Below are 19,211 nucleotides of genomic sequence, written 5' to 3' on the forward strand. Positions count from 1 at the left end.
TCGTCACGCGTGCGTGAGTCCGGTCATATGTCGGTCGTCGTCGTATTCCACGACGCTGTCCGCGAGCGCAGGCAGAGTGACTAGCGCATGGCGGCTGAGCCGCTCGAAGTGCTGCAGGAAACGCGTCATGGTGGCGGCGTCCATCGCCAGCGGGGCATGCCGTGCCAGCAGTTCTTCCTCGGTCCCGCCGCGCCAGCGGCGCACAACGTTCCAGCTTGGCGCCTGCAGCACGATCAGCGCGTCGAATTTGCGCCACAGCGGCTGATAGCCGCGCAACTGCTTGTTGACCCAGTGTCGCCAGCTGCCGTCGGGATCCTCTTCGCGTTCCAGCTGGTTCACGGGTTCTTCCAGCGCGGCCTGCACCTGCGGCCGGATGCCCAGCGCCCAGCCTTCCACGATCACCAGCTTCGGTGGTCGCGTCACGCGGGGCCAGCGCGAGGGTTGTACGCGCGTGTCGCGCCCCTTGTCGAAGCGCGGCCATGCCACCGGCAGCTTTTCCGAAGCCTGCGGCAGCGCGGCCAGCACGGAGAGCAGCAGCTCGATCTCGTGCGTGCCCGGCACGCCGCGGGTACGCAGCAGCGGATGGATCTGGTGGGCCATCAGTTCGCGGTCGGCACGCGCGTAATAGAAGTCGTCCAGCGACAGGATTTCGGTGGCCCAGCCGCGCGCCTCGGCCTGTGCCTTCATTTCGCGCGCCAGCGTGCTCTTGCCGCTGCCCTGCAGGCCGGACAGGCCGATGATGTAGGGGCGGCGCGAGCGGGCGATGCGCCCGGCGTACTGGTCCAGCAGGTGCCCGGCCAGCGAGGCGTTCGGTGCGGGCGGATGCGGCTTGGCGGCCGTCATCGGCAGGCTTCCGCCATGGATGGGTGAAGGCCGCCGCGCACAAGGGCGGAAATGGGGATTGCGTTAAGATAAGCGGGCTTCATCCGCGTCATGATGGCGCGGTCGCGCCACGATTCAAGGAAAAATTTTCCAGCCATGCTGAACCCAGAGATTCTGCAGACTTTCCGGCAGTTGCTGGACGAGGCGAAGGCCTCCGGCGACCCCGAGCCCACCGCGATGAACCTGGCCAGCCTGGGCGCCGACGGCCGCGTGGCTTCGCGCATCGTGCTGCTCAAGGGTGTGGACGAGCGTGGTTTCCGTTTTCATACCAACTACGAGAGCGACAAGGGTGGCCAGTTGGCGGCACATCCGCAGGTGGCGTTGTGCTTCCACTGGAAGCAGTTGCGCCATGGCGTGCAGGTGCGCGTGGAGGGTGTGGCGCGCAAGCTGCAGGCGGAGGAATCCGATGCCTACTTTGCCACCCGCCCCCGCGGCAGCCAGATCGGCGCCTGGGCCTCGCTGCAATCGCAGACCCTGCCCGACCGGCACAGCTTCGACGAGCGCGTGACGCGCTACGAGCACGAGTTCGAGGGCCGCGACGTGCCGCGCCCACCGCACTGGGGCGGCTTCCTGATCGAACCGGACATGGTCGAGTTCTGGTACGGCGCCGAGTTCCGCCTGCATGACCGCGTGCGCTGGAGCCGGCACGGGCAGACCTGGACACACCGGTTGCTGTATCCGTGAAGATGTCCCCGCCATGAGCCGTTCCGTGCCTGCAGAGCACGTTGCGCAGCACGGCTTCACGGTGCACGCACGTGGCCGCGGCTTCACCGAGATCACCGGCCAGGTCGCCGACAGGGTGACTGCCAGCGGCGTGTGCGTCGGCATCGCCCACGTGTTCACCGCACATACCAGTTGCTCACTGCTGCTCAGCGAGAACGCCGACCCCGCGGTGCGCGAGGATCTCGAGCGCTGGCTGGCCCGCGCGGTGCCAGACGGTGATGCGATCTTCGAACACGATGCCGAAGGGCCGGACGACATGCCTGCGCACGTGCGCTCTGTGCTCACCGGCGCGAGCCTCGTCGTGCCCGTGCATGGCGGCAGGCTGCAGCTGGGCACCTGGCAGGGCCTGTTCCTGTGGGAACATCGCCGCGACCCGCATCAACGCAAGGTCATCGTGACCGTGCTGGGGCATTGAGCATGGCGGATGCCTTCCCGCAGCGCATCGTCTGTCTCACCGAAGAACCCACCGAAGTGCTCTACGCATTGGGCGAGCAGCAGCGCATCGTGGGCATCTCCGGTTTCACCGTGCGTCCGCCGCGGGCACGCAGGGAGAAGCCCAAGGTTTCCGCTTTCACCAGCGCGAAGATCGGCGAGATCCTGAAGCTGGAGCCGGACCTGGTCATCGGCTTTTCCGACATCCAGGCCGACATCGCGCGCGAGCTGGTGAAGGCCGGTATCGAGGTGTGGATCAGCAACCACCGCAGCGTGGACGGCATCCTTGCCTATATCCGCCGCCTCGGTGCGATGGTCGGCGCACACGAGAAGGCCGAGGTTTACGCGCGGCGCGCCGAGCAGCACATCGCCGACATTCGCGTCGCTGCGGCGCGGCTGCCGCGCCGGCCCAAGGTGTACTTCGAGGAATGGGACGAGCCCATCATCACCGGCATCCGCTGGGTGGCCGAGCTGGTGCAGATCGCCGGCGGCGAGGATTGCTTCCCCGAACTGGCGCGCGAGCCGCTGGCGAAGCAGCGCATCCTCGCCAACGGCGACGAAGTGGTGCGACGCGCGCCGGACATCGTCCTTGGCTCGTGGTGCGGCAAGCGCTTCCGGCCGGAGAAGGTGGCGGCGCGGCCGGGCTGGGAGGCGATTCCCGCGGTGCGCGACGGCGAACTGCACGAGATCAAGTCGCCGATCATCCTGCAGCCGGGGCCGGCGGCGCTGTTCGACGGGCTGGACGCGATCCATCGCATCATCGTGGCGTGGGCGGGTCGCCCGGGCTGACCCGCATCATGTGACGCGAGTCAGCCCGAGCATCGTTGCTTACCAGACCTGCACGCGGTCCTTGGCGTCGCGCCACATCGGCTGGCCGGGCTTGACGTCGAACGCCTCGTAGAAATCGGGGATGTTCGACAGCGGCCCGTTCACGCGCCACTTCGCCGGGGCGTGCACGTCGCTGAGCAGGGACTGGCGCAGCATGGCGTCGCGTTCTTCGAAGATCCACGACAGCGCGTAGCCGAGGAAGAAGCGCTGCAGCGGTGTGTAACCGGCGACCTTGTCGCCCTTCTTGTATTCCTCGGTCTGCTTGAATGCATCCAGGCCGATCAGCACGCCGCCCAGGTCGGCCATGTTCTCGCCGAGGCTCGCGCTGCCGTTGATGTGCAGGCCGGGCAGCGGTTCGTAGGCGTCGAACTGCTTCGCCAGCACGTCGGCACGCTGGGTGAATTTCTGCGCGTCCTGCTTCGTCCACCAGTCGGCGAGGTTGCCCTTGGCGTCGAACTGACGGCCCTGGTCATCGAAGCCGTGGGTGATCTCGTGGCCGATGGTCGAGGCGGCGGCATAGCCGTACACGACGGCGTCGTCGACCTCGCCGTCGCTGAAACCCGGGATCATGAACTGCGCGGCCGGCAGCACGATCTCGTTGTTCGACGGGTTGTAGTAGGCGTTGTAGGTCTGCGGCGTCATGTCCCATTCGCTGCGGTCGACCGGCTTGCCGAACTTCGACACCTGGTCGTTGAAGGCCCAGCGCCGTGCGCTCATCTCGTTCTGCGCCCAGGAGTCGCGACCGATCTGCAGCGCGGAATAGTCCTTCCACTTGTCCGGGTAGCCCACCTTCTTGGTCACCGCGGCGAGCTTCTCGTGCGCCTTGGCCTTGGTGGCGGGGCTCATCCAGTCCAGCTTGTCGATGCGCGCGCCATACGCGGTGCGGATGGCCTCCACCAGGGCGTTGTAGCGCTGCTTGGTTTCCGCGGAGAAATAATCATGCACGTAGATGCGGCCGAGGATCATGCCGATCGCACGGTTCTCCGCGCGCAGCGCACGCTTCCATCGTGGCTGCTGTTCCTGTTGGCCGGTGAGCACGCGGCCGTAGAAGTCGAAATGCTCGTCGTCGAAGGGTTTGCTGAGTGTTGCGGCGTAATCGTCGACCAGGTGCACGCGCAGGTAATCGCGCAGCACCGGCACCGGCGTCTGCCCGAGCAGCTTCTGCAGGCCGCCGAAGAATTCGGGCTGGCCGACGATGACGTAGGACGGATCCAGCTTCCACGCCTGCAACTGCCGGTTCCACGCGATGCCCGGCGTGTACTTGCGGGTCAGGTCGGCGGGAGACATTTTGTTGTAGTTCTTCTGCGGATCGCGCAGGTCGGCCAGCGGACGGGACACTTTGGCCAGCGCGGTCTCGAAGGCCATCACCTTGTCTGCGCTGGCGCCTGCCGTGGCATCATCTTCGCCCAGCAGCTTGAACATGTGCTGCAGGTGCACAACATAGGCAGCGCGGGCCTTGGCCACGCCGGGTTCGGTGTTGAAGTAGTAGTCGCGTTCGGGCAGGCCCAGTCCGCCCTGTTCGAGGTAGACCGCCATCACGTCGCTCTGCTTCTCGTCCTGCTGCACGCCGAAGTCGAACAAGGCATCGACGCCCAGCGACTGCAGGGCGAAGGCTTCGTCGAGCGCGCCCGGCACGTCCTTGACGGCGTCGATGCGGTCAAGCTCCGGCTTCAGCGGCGCCAAGCCCTGGCGGTCGGCCAGGTCGGTGTCCATCGCAGTGCTCCAGAAGTCGCCGATCTTCTGCTCGTCGCTGCCAGGCGCGGCATCCTTCTCCGCGGCGGCATCCTCGCTGATCTTGCGCAGCTTGCCGTACAGGTCCTCCTGCACCAGCTTGCCGATGCCCCAGGTGGCCTCGGATGCAGGGATGGGATTTTTCTTGAGCCATGCGCCGTTCGCGTAGCTGAAGAAATCGTCGCCGGGGCTCACCGAGGCATCGATGTTCGCGGCAACCACGTCTGCCTTCGCCGCGGGAACCGCCGCCGCCGTCGCAGCGTGGGCCGGGGCAGTGGTGGCTGCGGGTGCGGCAGTGTTCGATGCCTGCGGTGGCGTCGCGTTGTTGCAGCCGCCGAGGGCGATGGCGACGGATGCGGCCAGCAGGCAACAGGACAGGCGGCGTGGGTTCGCTTTCATGCGCAGGGTTCCGGAAGAATGTCGGCGCATGCTAGCGGATCGTGGTATCGCTGGATCCGGGCGAGAGGCATGACTTTCGACGTGGATCGATCGAACGTCGCCGCCGGAAATTCGCCCATCCATGGCCGCCGTTGAGCAGTTCTAGCGTGCCTGCCGCGGGGGCACGCGTTCCTTCCCGCGAATATCAGCCGACCACCGCCAACTGCGTCCCGAGGTCGAGCAACGGTTGCGCCACCAGCATCCTCGCCAGCAACAGGGCGACGATCACCACCGTCGGCGAAAAATCGATCATTCCCACCTGCAACTTGCCGCGCAGCGGGCGCAGCAGAGGGTCGACGATCGTGCCCAGCAGGCGTTGCAGCGGGTGGTAAGGATCGGGCGCGAACATGCTCATGAGCGACCAGCCGAACACCAAGACGAGATAGAACAGCAGGGCATAGTCCAGCAGTTCCGCCAAGGACAGCACGAACAAGCCGAGCGGATGCGCCACCAACCCCACCAGCGCGAACAGCACGATGCGCTTCAGCAGCATCGCCAGCCACGCCACCAGCAAGGCGGCGAGGTTGATGCGCCGCCAGTTCGGCAGCACGCGGCGCAGCGGCGCCAGCACGGGGTTGGTGGTGCGGTAGATGAACTGGCTGAGCGGGTTGTGAAAGTCCGCGCGGCAGGCCTCGGCGGCGAGGCGCAGCAGGAACAGCGTGGCGACGGCGTCGAAGGCCAGCTCGACCAGCAGGGCGATGGCGTTGAGCAGGTAACTCACGGATTAGAGCCTGGTTGTGATCTCCAAGCACTCCGCGCCGAGAGCTGTTTGCGCGCGAGCCGAGGAAGAGCGGGGGAGTGGACGTCGGTCCATGGCGGAGTAATGACGCAGGGATGCGGGCAAACAACCACGGCCCGTGCAGGTTGCCATCGAGCGGTAGCCATGCGGTAGCGAACGGCCTGACCAGCCAGCCACGCAGGCCATGCGCCACGCCCTGCCGTCTGACGGCCACTTGATGGCAATGCGGAGTGCTTGGAGATCATAAACAGGCTCTAGGTCTCCTTGTCCAGGGCGTCGGCCAGTTCCGCGCCGCGACGGGTGGCCGCGGCGACGGCACGGGCCGTGACGCGCGGCAGGTCGTCGGCAGCGAAACTTTCCAGCGCGGCCTGCGTGGTGCCGTTGGGCGAGGTGACGCGGCGGCGCAGTTCGGCGGGATCCTCGCCGCTTTCCACCAGCATGCGGCCTGCGCCCAGGCAGGTCTGCGCGGCCAGCGCGCGGGCGGTGTCGCGAGGCATGCCTTGTGCCACGGCGGCGTCTTCCAGCGCCTCGACCAGGGCGAAGAAGTAGGCGGGACCGGAACCGGAGAGCGCGGTGACGGTGTCCATCAGCGACTCGTCGGCGATCCAGCGGGTCAGGCCGGCGGCATCCATGATGTGTTGCGCCAGCGCCTTCTGGGCAGGGCTGACGCGGCCGTTGGCGCACAGGCCGGTGGCGCCGGCGCCGATCAAGGCGGGTGTGTTCGGCATGCAGCGCACGATGGGCAGGTTGCCCAGCCAGCGTTCCAGCTGGTCCAGCCGCACGCCGGCGGCGATCGAGATGACCAGCGGTCGCTGGCCCTGCATGGCCATGCGCAGCTCGGCCTGCACTTTGGGCATGGCCTGCGGCTTCACCGCCAGCACGATCACCTCGGCGTCGGCCACGGCCAGCCGGTTCTCGGCAAAAGTGGCTATGCCGAAGTCATGGCCCAGCTTGTCGCGCGTCTCGGCCAGCGGTTCGGCCACGCGGATGTCGGCGGGCGCCAGGCCGGTGGCGAGCAGGCCGCCGATCAGGCTGCGTGCCATGTTGCCGCCGCCGACGAAGGCGATACGTGTCATGAAGGCACCTGGGTTGGGGGGGAACGGTCGCATACCTTACCGGAGTGGGCGTCGTCCTGGGGTGCCGCGGTTTCGGTGACGCGGTGCGCAAACCGGGGCGAAGGCTGGCCGTTCGCCCCGTGCCGCGAGTAGTATCGACTCGCTGCAAGGGGGGGATGGCCAGAGGTGTCCGCGCGTCGGTGGCGCGCCGCGTCCGCGCATCGTCCTTTCGCCGCAGCCATTGCCACAGCATCCGACGACTGGTCGAGGGGAACCACAGATGGATATCGCCGAACTGCTTGCCTTCTCGGTGAAGAACAAGGCTTCGGACCTGCACCTGTCCGCGGGCCTGCCGCCGATGATCCGCGTCGACGGCGACGTGCGCCGCATAAACATTCCCGCGCTGGAGCACAAGCAGGTGCACTCGCTGGTGTACGACATCATGTCGGACAAGCAGCGGCGCGATTACGAGGAGTTCCTGGAGACCGACTTCTCGTTCGAGATCCCTGGCCTTGCCCGTTTCCGCGTCAATGCGTTCACCCAGAATCGCGGTTCCGGTGCGGTGTTCCGTACCATTCCGTCCGAAGTGCTGACGCTGGAGGATCTCGCCTGCCCGCGCGTGTTCAAGGAGCTGATCGAACAGCCGCAGGGCCTGATCCTGGTGACCGGTCCCACCGGCTCGGGCAAGTCCACCACGCTGGCGGCGATGGTCGACCACATCAACAAGAACGAATACGGGCACATGCTCACGATCGAGGATCCGATCGAGTTCGTGCACACCTCGCAGAAGTGCCTGGTCAACCAGCGCGAAGTCCACCGCGACACGCATGGCTTCAACGAGGCGCTGCGTTCGGCGCTGCGCGAAGACCCGGACTACATCCTCGTCGGCGAATTGCGCGACCTGGAAACCATCCGGCTGGCGCTCACCGCCGCGGAAACCGGCCACCTGGTGTTCGCCACCGTACATACCAGCTCGGCGGCCAAGACCATCGACCGCATCATCGACGTATTCCCCGCGGGCGAAAAGCCGATGGTGCGCTCGATGCTGTCCGAGTCGCTGCGCGCGGTGATCTCGCAGTCGCTGCTGAAGAAGACCGGCGGCGGCCGCATCGCGGCGCACGAGATCATGGTCGCGGTGCCCGCCATCCGCAACCTGATCCGCGAAGACAAGGTGGCGCAGATGTATTCGGCGATCCAGACCGGCCAGCAGTTCGGCATGCAGACGCTGGACCAATGCCTGCAGGACCTGGTGAAGCGTGGCCTGGTGTCGCGCCAGGAAGCGGGCAGCTATGCCAAGAACAAGGATCTGTTCAAGTAAGTAATGGAATAGCAGATGGGGCGCGGGGAATGGGGGTCGACACCCCGCGCTGCTATGCCCCGGCTCCACGGGGCGGTGGGTTTCGCGTTTGGCGAGCCCTGGGCTCCACCTTTTGACTCCCGGACAAAGCCATGAGCGACTTCGACTTCACTTCCTTCCTCAAGCTGATGGTGCACAAACAGGCTTCCGACCTGTTCATCACCGCGGGTGTGGCGCCGTCGATGAAGGTGCAGGGCCGCATCGTGCCGATCACGCAGAGCCCGCTGTCCATGCAGCAGTCGCGCGACATGGTGCTCAACGTGATGACGCCCTCGCAGCGCGAGGAGTTCGAGAAGACCCACGAGTGCCAGTTCGCGATCTCCGCACAAGGGGTGGGCCGATTCCGCGTGTCGTGCTTCTACCAGCGCAATTGCGTGGGCATGGTGCTGCGCCGGATCGAGTCGAAGATCCCCACCATCGAGGAGCTGACCCTGCCGCCGGTGATCAAGCAACTGGCGATGACCAAGCGCGGCATCATCATCTTCGTGGGCGGTACCGGCACCGGCAAATCCACCTCGCTGGCCTCGATGATCGGCTACCGCAATGCCAATTCGACCGGCCACATCATCACCATCGAGGACCCGATCGAATACGTGCACAAGCACGAGGGCTGCATCATCACCCAGCGCGAGATCGGCATCGACACCGACAGCTGGGAGAACGCGCTGAAGAACACCCTGCGCCAGGCGCCCGACGTGATCATGATCGGCGAAGTGCGCACGCGCGAGACGATGGAGCACGCGATCAATTTCTCCGAGACCGGCCACCTGTGCCTGTGTACGCTGCACGCGAACAATGCCAACCAGGCGATGGACCGCATCCTGCATTTCTTCCCCGAGGATCGTCGCCAGCAACTGTTCATGGACCTGTCGCTGAACCTCAAAGGCGTGGTGGCGCAGCAGCTGATCCCCACGCCTGACGGCAAGGCGCGACGCGTGGCGGTGGAAGTGCTGCTGGGCACGCCGCTGGTGCAGGACTACATCCGCCAGGGCGAGATCCACAAGCTCAAGGACGTGATGAAGGAATCCAACCTGCTCGGCATGAAGACGTTCGACCAGAGCCTGGTCGAGCTGTACCACGCCGGCGAGATCAGCTACGAGGACGCACTGCGCCACGCCGACAGCTCGAACGAAGTGCGTCTGCGCATCAAGCTGGCGCACGGTGGCGATGCGCACACGTTGTCGCAGGGTCTGGAAGGCGTGGAGGTGGAGCAGCCTCGCGGTGGCGACAGTTTCGGCGGCGGTTTGCTGCAACGTTGAACCATGCCTGCCAGTAGGAGCGCACCCTGTGCGCGAAAGCTTTTGCCTTGATCGAAGCGCAAGGCAGTCGCGCACAGGGTGGGCTCCTACAGATGCGTGGAAAAGAAGAAGGCGCCCATTGGGCGCCTTCTTCTTTTCGTTCGCGCAACTCCAAATTACTGCTTGAGCGTCGTGTGGCTGGTGACGACGATTCCGCTGTCGGTCACATGCATTTCGGCATCAATGCCGTCCACGCGCTGCGCCTGCGCTTCCATCGCGGCGAATTGCGCCTTGCTGCGGGCGGCATCGGCGGCGGCCTGCGCGGCTTCGTTGGCCGGCGAGGGTTCGCCATTGGCAGGGGGTTCGTCGTTCTTGCTCATTTCCGCGGCAGCGGCGGCGAGGCTGTCGGATTTCTTCTCCATGAACTTCAGCCAGTCCAGGTACATCGCTCCGGAGAGGTGCATGCGCGCCATCTGGCCGGGTTCGCCCGACGCATCGTGCAAGGTGCCAGCGAGCTTGGCGTCTTCGCCAGAGCCGATGCCAAGTGCGAGCGCTTTGTCGCCGCTGGCCAGCCAGCTCGGCTGGCCGAGCATGCCGGTCACATCCTTCGGCAGGGCCACCGGTGCGGCATTGGCGGCTGTCTTCACCGTGGCCAATGCGGGGACCATCATCTGGCCGGTGGCGAGCAGGCCGGCGGGGTCACTGGTGCCCAGCACGATGCGGCCGGTGAAGTCGGGCAGGCTGCTGGTGCTGTCGGTGCCCAGCGTGTCCAGCGCGACACGCAGGCCGAGCAGGTTGCCGAACGGCGGGATGGCCGTCTTCGGCAGCGCGTCGCCCAGCTTGGCAAAGCTGTCGTTGAGGTCGGTGAGCATGGGGCAGGCGAACGGCTTGGCCGCCACCGCTTCGGCCTGTGCCGACCAGAACGTGCGCAGGGCGGCCACCGGCAGGGCGAGACTGAAGTCGAACGGTGCCGTACTGGCGCCGCTACCCAACCCCGGCAATTCCACCTTGAGGCCGCTGAAGGCCTTGGCGATGTCATCGGCCAGTGCGAGGTCGAAGCGCGCGTCCTGGTGTGTGGCATCCAGCCTCGTGTAGCCGAAGCTCATGGCCGGCACGCGCGCGGCAATGCGGCTGGCTTCGGGGGCGCAGTCGGGCGAGTTCTTCAGCAGGTTCGCCACCGGCTCGCCAGTCTGGGCCGACTCGGCGCTGGCACGGGCCTTCTCCACCGCGGCGACCAGCGGATCGGAGCCTGTGAGCACCAGCGGCAGCGCACGGGTGAGGTCGAACTGGCCCACCAGCCACTTCGCATAACCCTTGTCACTGGCCAGTGTGTCGAGGCGGCCGTCGTCCTGCAGACTCTTCGCCGGGCGGTCCAGGCCCAGCGTCTGGCGCAGCAGCGGCGTGGCGGCGTCGGCCGGGAGCAGGGCGCCCACCATCTGCTTGCCGACCACGGCCAGCACCAGCTCCGCGCCGGAGGCAGGGAACACGTGCAGGCGGTAGGTCTGCTTGCCGATGGTGGCGGTGTCCAGCTTCTTGCCGTAGGCGGTTTCAAGCCGGGCTACGAAGCCATCGAAGGCAGCCGGGTCGCTCAGTTCGACGCGCAGCACCGGCGCCATGCCTTCGCCGTACAGCGCGAAGCGGCCCTTGAGGTCGAAGCCGGTGGACTGGGCGAAGCCTTCCACGGTCTTGCCCTTGTACTCGGCGGCGAAGGCCTGCACGAGGCGCGCGGCGTCAGGGTCGCTGGCCTGCAGGCGGGTCGCATAGGCCTCCATCTGCGCGACCTGCGACGGCAGCTGCAGATTGGCCTGGGCGAGCAGCGCCTTGCGGGTGTCGTCGTCCAGCACGGCCAGGTTGGCGGCCACGTAGGGCGTATCCGCGGGCACGAAGGCCAGCGGTGCGTCCTTGTCCTTGTGCGAGCAGGCCGCCAATGCGGCGCAGGCCAGACCCAGCGCGATGAAGCGCGTCCTCGATTGCATGGTGTTCCCCGGTAATGAAAGCCGTCGCAGGCATTATGCCCGTTTTGTATGCTTGTTGCGGTGCAAGATTAGGGCCGCCCGGCTGTCGGGCAGACCTATCCGCGGGTGTTCAACGTGCCAGCAGCTCGCCCAGCACGGCCATCCGCACGAACACGCCGTTGGCCACCTGCTCGAGGATGCGCGACTGTGCGCCGTCGGCCACCGCGTCGGCGATTTCGATGCCGCGGTTGAGCGGGCCTGGATGCATCACCAGGCAGCCCTTCGCGGCAAGGGCGAGGCGGCGGCTGTCGAGGCCGTAGTGGCGGAAGTAGGCAGCCTCGTCGGGCAGGTCGGTGGAGGCCATGCGCTCTTTCTGAAGGCGTAGCATGATCGCCACGTCGGCACCTGCGATGGCGCTGTCGAAATCCTCGGTAAGGCGGCATTGCGGGAGTTCGTCCGCTTCCGGCAGCAGTGCGGCGGGCCCGCACAAGCGGATTTCGCCCACGCCCAGCGCGGCGAGCGCGTGCACGTCCGAGCGCGCCACGCGCGAGTGGCGGATGTCGCCGCAGATCGTCACAACGAGATTCTCGAAATCCGGCCGGTGCTGGCGGATGGTCAGCGCATCGAGCAGGCCCTGGGTGGGATGGGCGCGGTTGCCGTCGCCGGCATTGATGACCGACACGCCGCTCATCGCATGGCGCACCAGTTCCTCCGGTGTGCCGGACACCTTGTGGCGCACGACGATGGCATCGAGGTGCATGGCCTCCAGCGTGTGCAAGGTGTCGTAGAGCGCTTCACCCTTGGTGGTGGAAGAGAAGCCGATGTCGAAGTTCACCACGTCGGCGCCGAGCCGGCGCGCGGCCAGCTCGAACGAGGTGCGCGTGCGCGTGGACGGTTCGAAGAACAGGTTGAGCACGGTGCGCCCGGCCAGCGTGTCCAGCTTGCGGGTGCCATGCGCGCAGGCGTCGCGCAGCGCGATGGCGCGGTCGAGCAGGTGCTCGATGCTGGCGCGTGGCAGGTGTTCCAGCGTGGTGAGGTGGCGCAGGCGTGGGCTCATGGAGAGGATGCTTGGGCAGGGAAAGTTGAAGTGGTGTCGGCCAGCCAGCGTTCGAGGATCACGGCGGCGGCCTCGGCGTCGATGGTGGCGGTGTCGCGGCGGCGCTTGAGGCCGGCAGCGCGTGCGCCGGCAAAACGGCGTGCGGCTTCGTGCGAGCTGTGGCGTTCGTCCACCAGCGCAACGGCGGTGCCGTAGCGGGCCCCGAGTTGTTCGGCAAAGCGGCGGGCTCGGCGCGTGGCGGGCTGCTCCTCGCCGGCGAGTGTCAGCGGAAGGCCTACCACCAGGGCCTCGGGCAGCCATTGCGCCTGCATGGCATCGAGTGCGGGCCAGTCGGGCGAGCCGTCACGCATCGCCACCACGCCCAGCGCACGTGCACTGGCGGTAAGCGCATTGCCCACGGCGACGCCGATCAGCTTGCTGCCAACGTCGAAGCCGAAGGCGCAGTTCATGCGTGGCCCGCGTAACCGGCGAGTTGCAGCGGATCGACGCCGACCAGGCCGGCGGCGGCGCTCCAGCGCTCCTCCAGCGGGGTATCGAAGATCACCCGTTCGCTGGCTTCCACGGTGAGCCACGCGTTGGCCATCAGCTCCTGTTCCAGCTGGCCGGCGTCCCAGCCTGCGTAGCCCAGCGCCATGATCGCCTGGCGCGGACCTTCGCCCGCGGCCATCGCCACCAGGATGTCGCGCGAGGTGGTCACCGACCACTGTGCGTTGATGCGATAGCTGGAATCCCAGTGGCCCGGCTCGCGATGCAGCACGAAGCCGCGTTCCTGCTGCACCGGGCCGCCGATCAGCACCGGGGCGTCGACCAGATCGGGGTCGCTGCACTCCAGTTTCATCTGCGCCAGCACGTCGCCGAAGCGGTAGTGCGAAAGCTGGTTTACCAGAAGGCCAACCGCGCCTTCCTCGTTGTGCTGGCAGAGCAGGGCCACCCCGCGCGAGAACGGCGGTTCGGCCAGGCCGGGCATGGCGATCAGGAAGTGGCCGGTGAGGGTAGGCGGTTCGGTGCGGCTCATGCGCGCATTGTAAACCGCCCGACGTTATTTGCTCCGCAGCACATTGCCGGGCAGGAACTGCCAGGTGCGCGTTATGTAGAGCTGGTCCACCTTCGCCTCGGGCGGCAGCGGGGGGAACGGCGCGGCCAGTTGCACGATGCGCTTGGCGGCGGCATCCAGCAGCGGCTGGCCGGAGCTCTGGATCACGTCGATGCTGCTGATGCTGCCGTCGCGATTGATGCATACGGTGAGCAGCAAGTCGCCATGCAATTCCCGCCGGCGTGCCTCTTCCGGATAGTTGAGGTTGCCCACCCGTTCGACGCGGTCGGACCAGCCGCGCATGTAGGCGGCATAGACGTATTCGCGGGTGTTGGCCGATATGTATTTCTTGCGCGGGCGCTTGGCGTAGTCCTCGATCGCCTGGCGCCGTTCGGCGGAGAGCTGCGCCATTTCCTGCTGGCGGCGCAGATCCTCGGCGGTAGGGGCATCCTGGGGCGGGACTTCGGTGTGGGCGGTGTCGCTGGCAACGCTGAAATTGCTTTGCCCGCTGGTGGTCACCATGCGCTGCGGAGTGGCCTCGCGGGGCAGAGGCGTGGCGGCTTCGGTCGACTGCATGGCCGTGCCCGGAAATGGCTTGGGCAACGCGCCGGAGAGCGGTTGCGACGGTCGCGCGGCCTGGTCGCTCTGGCCACCGCCGCGATTGTTCGCCTGCGCCAGGAAATCAGCCTGATCCGGCGCTTCCCGGTTGGCCACGTTGACGAGGGTGACGTCCAGCGTGGGCAGGCCCGGATCGATCTTGGCAAAATGAAAGGTGATGCCCAGCAGCAGCACGCCATGCAGCAGCAGCGAGAACAGCAGGGTGGCGCCGATGGGGGCGGCGCTGGGGCGTACGGCGGCAGGACTCACGAAGCGGTGTTCTCGATGGCGTCGAACAGCAGGCCTGCGATATTAAGGCCGAACTGCGCATCCAGCTCGCGCACGCAGGTCGGCGATGTGACGTTGATCTCGGTGAGGTAATCCCCGATCACGTCCAGGCCCACGAAGCGCAGGCCGCGCCGACACAGCTCCGGCGCCACCTGGGCGACGATCCAGCGGTCGCGCTCGCTCAGCGGCACGCCCTCGCCGCGGCCGCCGGCGGCGAGGTTGCCGCGGAACTCGTCGCCTTGCGGGATGCGCGCCAGCGCATACGGAACCGGCTCGCCGTCGATCAGCAGGATGCGCTTGTCGCCTGCGCTGATCGCCGGGATGAACTTCTGCGCGATGGCGAACTGCCGCCCCTCGCCGTGCGGGCCGCCGGCCAGCAGGGTTTCCAGCATGGAGTTGAGGTTGCTGTCGCCGGCTTTCACCTTGAAGATGCCGCGTCCGCCCATGCCATCCAGCGGTTTCAGCACCGCCTCGCCGCATTCGGCGACGAAACGGCGCAGCTCGCCGGCATCACGACTCACCAGGGTGGGGGCGATGCACTGCGGGAACTGCAGCGCGAACAGCTTCTCGTTGCAGTCGCGCAGCGCACGCGGATCGTTCACCACCGCCAGGCCGCCGCGCTGGGCTGTTTCCAGCACCATGGTGTCGTAGACGAACTGCGCGTCGACCGGCGGATCCTTGCGCATCAGCACCACGTCCAGTTCGCGCAGGTCGCGCCATTGCGCCTCGCCCAGCGTGGACCAGTCGTGCTGGTCGTCGCGCACCGCCAGCGGGCGCAGCCGGGCCCACGGTGCGCCATCGCGCAGGGCCAGGTCGCCCTGTTCCATGTAGAACAGGGTGTGGCCGCGGCGCTGAGCTTCCAGCAGCATGGCCAGGGTGGTGTCCTTGGCCGGCTTGATCGTGCCGATGGGATCCATCAGCACCGCGACTGAAAGTGGCATCGTGATTCTCCGCGAAAGGTTTTGCGGCGCGGCACGCCGGCGACAGGGTGACGATGTTCGCCCACGCGGCAGGTCGCGACAAGCGCGCATGGGCCCCGCATGCCGCGGGAGGTCCGACATGGCCGGTGAAGGTCACATTGCGCGCCGACGGATGCTTGACGATGCGAATGTTGCTTGACGCCATGGCAGGCAGGCAGTAAACAACGACTGCTAGCGCATCCCGCCGCAGAGCGGGGTCGTGTGCTGCAATACCAAGTGTTGTTTTGTCATGTGCATCAGCGGCATGCTTGTTGCCTGCCTTGCTGATTGTCCTGGGCCCGGTGTTGGGCGACAGGGGGAGAAATGAATCTGAACGCGAACGCGAATGGTCTGGCCGGCCTGCGGGTCATGGTGATCGACGATTCCAAGACCATCCGTCGCACGGCAGAGACCCTGCTGAAGAAGGAAGGCTGCGACGTACTGACCGCCGTGGACGGCTTCGAGGCGCTCGCCAAGATCGCCGACCAGAAGCCTGCCATCATCTTCGTCGACATCATGATGCCGCGGCTGGACGGCTACCAGACCTGCGCGCTGATCAAGAACAACCCGCAGTTCCGCGCCACGCCGGTGATCATGCTCAGCTCCAAGGATGGCCTGTTCGACAAGGCGCGCGGCCGCGTCGTGGGCGCTGAGCAGTACCTCACCAAGCCGTTCACGCGTGACGAGTTGCTGGGTGCCATCCAGCAGCACGTCGGCGCGGCGACCGGTCGCTGACCGCGGAACTCAGGGGGAACCGTGGCCAATATCCTCATCATCGACGACTCCCCGACCGACGTGCGCGTGCTAACCACGCTGCTCGAACGTGCGGGGCATCAGGTCGCCTCGGTCGGCAACGCCGAGGAAGGCATCGAGCGCGTGCGCAGCGCGCCGCCGGCGCTGGTCATCATGGACGTCATCATGCCCGGCATGAACGGCTTCCAGGCGACCCGCACGCTTACCCGCGACCCTGCCACCGCCGCGGTGCCGATCGTAATGATCACCACCAAGGCGATGGAAACCGACCGCGTGTGGGGCCTGCGCCAGGGCGCGCGCGCCTTCATCACCAAGCCGGTGAACGAGGGCGAGTTGCTCGCCTGCATCAACCAATTGCTGTCCAGCGCGAGCGCGGCATGAACGCAACCCCTGGCCTTACCCCTTTCGAAATCCTGGCTAGCTACGAGCGGTTGTCCCTGGCGCATGCCTCGGATACCCGCGAGCGGATGGATGCGCCCGGTCTGTGGCGCGGCATCGGCTACCGCGTGGGGCAGCGCATGCTGGTCAGCGAAATCGGCGAGATCAATGAATTGCTGGCGATGCCCCCGCTCACCGCCGTGCCCCGCACGCAGCCATGGCTGCTCGGCGTGGCCAACGTGCGCGGCAACCTGATGCCGGTAGTGGATTTCGGCCGCTTCCTGTTTGGCGAGCGCACCCCGCAAACCGACCGCGCGCGCCTGCTGGTGGTGCGCCAGGGTGGCGGCAGCGTGGCACTGCTGGTGGACGAGGTGTTCGGCCAGCGCACGGTGGACGAAGAGCAGCGGCGCGCGGCTGGGCAGGAGGACGATCCACGGCTGGCCCGCTTCGCCGAGCAGTTGGTGGGCGACGGCGGGCAGCAGATGGCGATATTCAGCATGGGCAGGCTGGTGCGTGCCCCGGACTTCCGTCAGGCCGCGGCCTGAGCCCGGACGGTTGCAGACAACAGGTTCGGTGCCGCCAAGGGCCGGCAATTCCAAGATGGCAGACCAAGGATCCGATGCCGCCCCAGTAGGCGGAACGGATCCGGCGAAGTAGACGGACGAGGTGAACATGAGCACTACAGGGGGCGTCGGCAAAGAGCGGGGGAACACCGCGCTCATTGTCATGTTGCTGGTCGCGATCGGTTTCGCGGCCCTGGATTTCTGGCAGCTCAACGTGAAGAACGGCGAAGACCGGCAAGCCGTAGCGCTGACCACGCAGATCCAGGTGCTGTCGCAGCAGACCGCGAAATTCGCGCTGGAATCGTCCGACGGCAACGCCGATTCGTTCAAGGAGCTGGAAAGCACCCGCAACGCGATCGATTCCGCCGTGCGCAAGCTGAACAGGGGCGATGCGACCACCGGCATGCATGCCTACGCCGACAACAACACCTCGCTGGTCGGCCGCTCGTACAGCGCGCTGGATGGCGCGTGGAAGCAGCTGGACAGCGACATCGGCAAGATCCTGTCGAACCGGTCCGTGGTGCTCGACTCCGGCCAGAACGCGGCCACCGTGTCGCAGCAGATGCCCTTGCTCAACTCCAGCATGGAGCAGGTGGTCACCATCCTGCAGCAGCGCAACGGCAGCGCCGACCAGATGCTGGGCACCTCGCGCCAGATGCTGTCGGCCGACCGCATCATCCGCCGCGTGCAGGAAGTGCTGCAGGGCGGCGACAACGCCCAGGCGGCTGCTGACGGCCTGCAGCGCGATGCCCAGCAGTACGGCAACGTGCTGCAGGGCCTGACCGAGAACAATGCGAACAGCGGCGTGAAGCCGATTGCCGACGCCAACGCCCACAAGATCCTCACCGACATGCAGGGCGGCTGGAGCAAGCTGGCCGATCCGCTGGCCAAGCTGGTGTCCGCTTCCGGCAACCTGGCGGCGGTGAAGCAGGCAGGCACTCAGGCCTCGCTGGATTCGCAGTCGGTGCTGCTGCGCGCGAACGATCTCGCCGACCAGATCGGCAAGCTGCCGCTGCGCCGCCTGTTTCCGAACGTGTGGTGGGGCCTCCTGGCCGCCATCGGTGCGGTGGCCTTCGCCCTGTTGCTGGTGGTCAGCCTGGTGCGCGACCAGCGCCGCCGATTCGCCGAATCTACCTCGCTCAACCAGCGCAACCAGGAGGCGATCATGCGCCTGCTGGACGAGATGGGCGCGCTCGCCGAAGGCGACCTGACGGTGAAGACCACGGTGACCGAGGAAATCACCGGCGCCATCGCCGACTCGGTGAACTACGCCATCGACGAGTTGCGTACCCTGGTGACCACGATCAACGAAACCTCCGAGCAGGTCTCTTCGTCGGCGCAGGAAACGCAGACCACCGCCCGCCATCTGGCCGCCTCGGCCGAGCAGCAGGCGCAGCAGATCAGCACCGCGACCAGCGCGATCAACGAGATCGCCAACTCGATGGACCACGTGTCGAAGAACTCCGCCGAATCGGCCGACGTGGCCGAGCGCTCGGTGCAGATTGCCTCGCACGGCGCCGAGGTGGTGCGCGAGACGATCTCCGGCATGGACTCGATCCGCGACCAGATCCAGGAAACCTCCAAGCGCATCAAGCGGCTGGGTGAGTCTTCGCAGGAAATCGGCTCCATCGTGGAACTCATCAACGACATCGCCGAGCAGACCAACATCCTCGCCTTGAACGCGGCCATCCAGGCGGCTTCGGCCGGCGAGGCGGGCCGCGGTTTCGCGGTGGTGGCGGACGAAGTGCAGCGACTGGCGGAACGCTCCACCAGCGCCACGAAGCGAATCGAGACACTGGTGCAGACCATTCAGTCCGATACCAACGAAGCGGTGAATTCGATGGAGCAGACCACCGCCGAAGTGGTGGCCGGCGCCCGCAAGGCGGAGGATGCAGGCAGCGCGCTGGGCGACATCGAACGCGTGTCGCATGACCTGTCCGCGCTGATTCAGAACATCTCCAGCGCGGCACGCCAGCAGTCGGCGGCGGCGACGGACATTTCGCAATCGATGAACGCGATCCGGGAAATCACCTCGCAGACCTCGCAGGGTGCCAGCCGGACCGCGGACTCGATCGGTACGTTGGCGCAGTTGGCCAGCGATCTGCGTCGCTCGGTGGCCCACTTCAAGCTGCCGGGCTGACGGTTTGGCGGCGACATTTACTGACTGGGGCAGTCTCGATGGTGGCGTGGCGACTCGCCGCGCAA

Annotated in this window: 19 protein-coding genes; 9 read left to right on the forward strand and 10 right to left on the reverse strand. The window is 66.7% G+C overall.

The genetic code is table 11. The features are described from left to right. Positions 1 to 3 precede the first annotated feature (3 nt). Positions 4 to 843: a kinase gene (locus IHE49_RS00995; protein ID WP_192154090.1), complete on the reverse strand. Its 840-nt coding sequence runs from the start codon at positions 841 to 843 to the stop codon at positions 4 to 6. Between the two features lie 93 nt (positions 844 to 936). Here IHE49_RS00995 and pdxH point away from each other — a divergent pair, with 93 nt between their 5' ends. From pdxH to IHE49_RS01010, 3 genes are read left to right on the forward strand one after another with little or no spacing between them, the layout of a single operon-like run. After that, complete coding sequence (pdxH, locus tag IHE49_RS01000) at positions 937 to 1,566, forward strand: pyridoxamine 5'-phosphate oxidase (protein WP_255523408.1); 630 nt, start codon at positions 937 to 939, stop codon at positions 1,564 to 1,566. A gap of 13 nt (positions 1,567 to 1,579) precedes the next feature. After that, positions 1,580 to 2,020, forward strand: coding sequence for a secondary thiamine-phosphate synthase enzyme YjbQ (locus IHE49_RS01005; protein WP_192154094.1), 441 nt, complete (start codon positions 1,580 to 1,582; stop codon positions 2,018 to 2,020). A 2-nt stretch (positions 2,021 to 2,022) separates the two neighbouring features. Beyond that, positions 2,023 to 2,826, forward strand: a complete 804-nt coding sequence (locus tag IHE49_RS01010; protein ID WP_192154096.1) for a cobalamin-binding protein — start codon at positions 2,023 to 2,025, stop codon at positions 2,824 to 2,826. A 39-nt stretch (positions 2,827 to 2,865) separates the two neighbouring features. Here IHE49_RS01010 and IHE49_RS01015 read toward each other — a convergent pair whose 3' ends face one another. The 3 genes from IHE49_RS01015 to proC form a co-directional block, all read right to left on the reverse strand. Continuing rightward, positions 2,866 to 4,995: a M13 family metallopeptidase gene (locus IHE49_RS01015; protein ID WP_192154098.1), complete on the reverse strand. Its 2,130-nt coding sequence runs from the start codon at positions 4,993 to 4,995 to the stop codon at positions 2,866 to 2,868. 184 nt (positions 4,996 to 5,179) lie between these two features. Further along, positions 5,180 to 5,755 carry a YggT family protein gene (locus IHE49_RS01020; protein WP_192154100.1) on the reverse strand — a complete coding sequence of 192 codons (576 nt, stop codon included), beginning with the start codon at positions 5,753 to 5,755 and terminating at the stop codon, positions 5,180 to 5,182. 272 nt (positions 5,756 to 6,027) lie between these two features. Continuing rightward, positions 6,028 to 6,849, reverse strand: a complete 822-nt coding sequence (proC, locus tag IHE49_RS01025) for a pyrroline-5-carboxylate reductase (protein WP_192154101.1) — start codon at positions 6,847 to 6,849, stop codon at positions 6,028 to 6,030. A gap of 259 nt (positions 6,850 to 7,108) precedes the next feature. Between proC and IHE49_RS01030 the strand changes: the two genes are divergently transcribed. Both IHE49_RS01030 and IHE49_RS01035 read left to right on the forward strand, forming a co-directional pair. Continuing rightward, complete coding sequence (locus IHE49_RS01030; RefSeq protein WP_192154103.1) at positions 7,109 to 8,146, forward strand: type IV pilus twitching motility protein PilT; 1,038 nt, start codon at positions 7,109 to 7,111, stop codon at positions 8,144 to 8,146. Positions 8,147 to 8,277: 131 nt separating this feature from the next. Beyond that, positions 8,278 to 9,444, forward strand: coding sequence for a PilT/PilU family type 4a pilus ATPase (locus tag IHE49_RS01035; protein ID WP_192154105.1), 1,167 nt, complete (start codon positions 8,278 to 8,280; stop codon positions 9,442 to 9,444). Positions 9,445 to 9,599: 155 nt separating this feature from the next. Here IHE49_RS01035 and IHE49_RS01040 read toward each other — a convergent pair whose 3' ends face one another. The 6 genes from IHE49_RS01040 to gshB form a co-directional block, all read right to left on the reverse strand. Further along, positions 9,600 to 11,399 carry a hypothetical protein gene (locus tag IHE49_RS01040; protein WP_192154107.1) on the reverse strand — a complete coding sequence of 600 codons (1,800 nt, stop codon included), beginning with the start codon at positions 11,397 to 11,399 and terminating at the stop codon, positions 9,600 to 9,602. A gap of 109 nt (positions 11,400 to 11,508) precedes the next feature. Further along, a complete protein-coding gene (locus IHE49_RS01045) occupies positions 11,509 to 12,435 on the reverse strand; it encodes an aspartate carbamoyltransferase catalytic subunit (protein WP_192154109.1) in 927 nt (308 codons plus the stop codon). Then, entirely contained in the window at positions 12,432 to 12,884 is a 453-nt protein-coding gene (ruvX, locus tag IHE49_RS01050; protein WP_192154111.1) for a Holliday junction resolvase RuvX, read from the reverse strand. Before ruvX ends, IHE49_RS01045 begins: the two co-directional genes overlap by 4 nt. Beyond that, on the reverse strand, positions 12,881 to 13,450 hold the full coding sequence (locus IHE49_RS01055; RefSeq protein ID WP_192154113.1) for a YqgE/AlgH family protein: 570 nt from the start codon (positions 13,448 to 13,450) through the stop codon (positions 12,881 to 12,883). The genes ruvX and IHE49_RS01055 overlap by 4 nt, the downstream gene beginning before the upstream one ends. 24 nt (positions 13,451 to 13,474) lie before the next feature. Next, the gene (locus tag IHE49_RS01060) at positions 13,475 to 14,335 is read right to left on the reverse strand and encodes an energy transducer TonB (RefSeq protein ID WP_192154115.1); all 861 of its coding nucleotides are present in this window, start codon (positions 14,333 to 14,335) and stop codon (positions 13,475 to 13,477) included. Further along, the gene (gene gshB / locus IHE49_RS01065; RefSeq protein ID WP_192154117.1) at positions 14,332 to 15,294 is read right to left on the reverse strand and encodes a glutathione synthase; all 963 of its coding nucleotides are present in this window, start codon (positions 15,292 to 15,294) and stop codon (positions 14,332 to 14,334) included. Before gshB ends, IHE49_RS01060 begins: the two co-directional genes overlap by 4 nt. Before the next feature lie 342 nt (positions 15,295 to 15,636). On the opposite strand from gshB, the gene IHE49_RS01070 reads away from it, so the two are divergent. The 4 genes from IHE49_RS01070 to IHE49_RS01085 all read left to right on the forward strand — a co-directional run bounded on the left by IHE49_RS01070 (position 15,637) and on the right by IHE49_RS01085 (position 19,146). Beyond that, entirely contained in the window at positions 15,637 to 16,047 is a 411-nt protein-coding gene (locus IHE49_RS01070) for a response regulator (protein WP_192154119.1), read from the forward strand. A 21-nt stretch (positions 16,048 to 16,068) separates the two neighbouring features. Next, entirely contained in the window at positions 16,069 to 16,446 is a 378-nt protein-coding gene (locus IHE49_RS01075) for a response regulator (protein ID WP_192154121.1), read from the forward strand. Continuing rightward, positions 16,443 to 16,988 (forward strand): chemotaxis protein CheW, encoded by a 546-nt coding sequence (locus IHE49_RS01080; RefSeq protein WP_192154122.1) that lies wholly within the window; start codon positions 16,443 to 16,445, stop codon positions 16,986 to 16,988. The genes IHE49_RS01075 and IHE49_RS01080 overlap by 4 nt, the downstream gene beginning before the upstream one ends. A 127-nt stretch (positions 16,989 to 17,115) precedes the next feature. Then, positions 17,116 to 19,146, forward strand: coding sequence for a methyl-accepting chemotaxis protein (locus IHE49_RS01085; RefSeq protein WP_192154123.1), 2,031 nt, complete (start codon positions 17,116 to 17,118; stop codon positions 19,144 to 19,146). Positions 19,147 to 19,211 lie beyond the last annotated feature (65 nt).

The sequence above is a fragment of the Rhodanobacter sp. 7MK24 genome (assembly GCF_014842995.1).
GTDB lineage: Bacteria > Pseudomonadota > Gammaproteobacteria > Xanthomonadales > Rhodanobacteraceae > Rhodanobacter_A.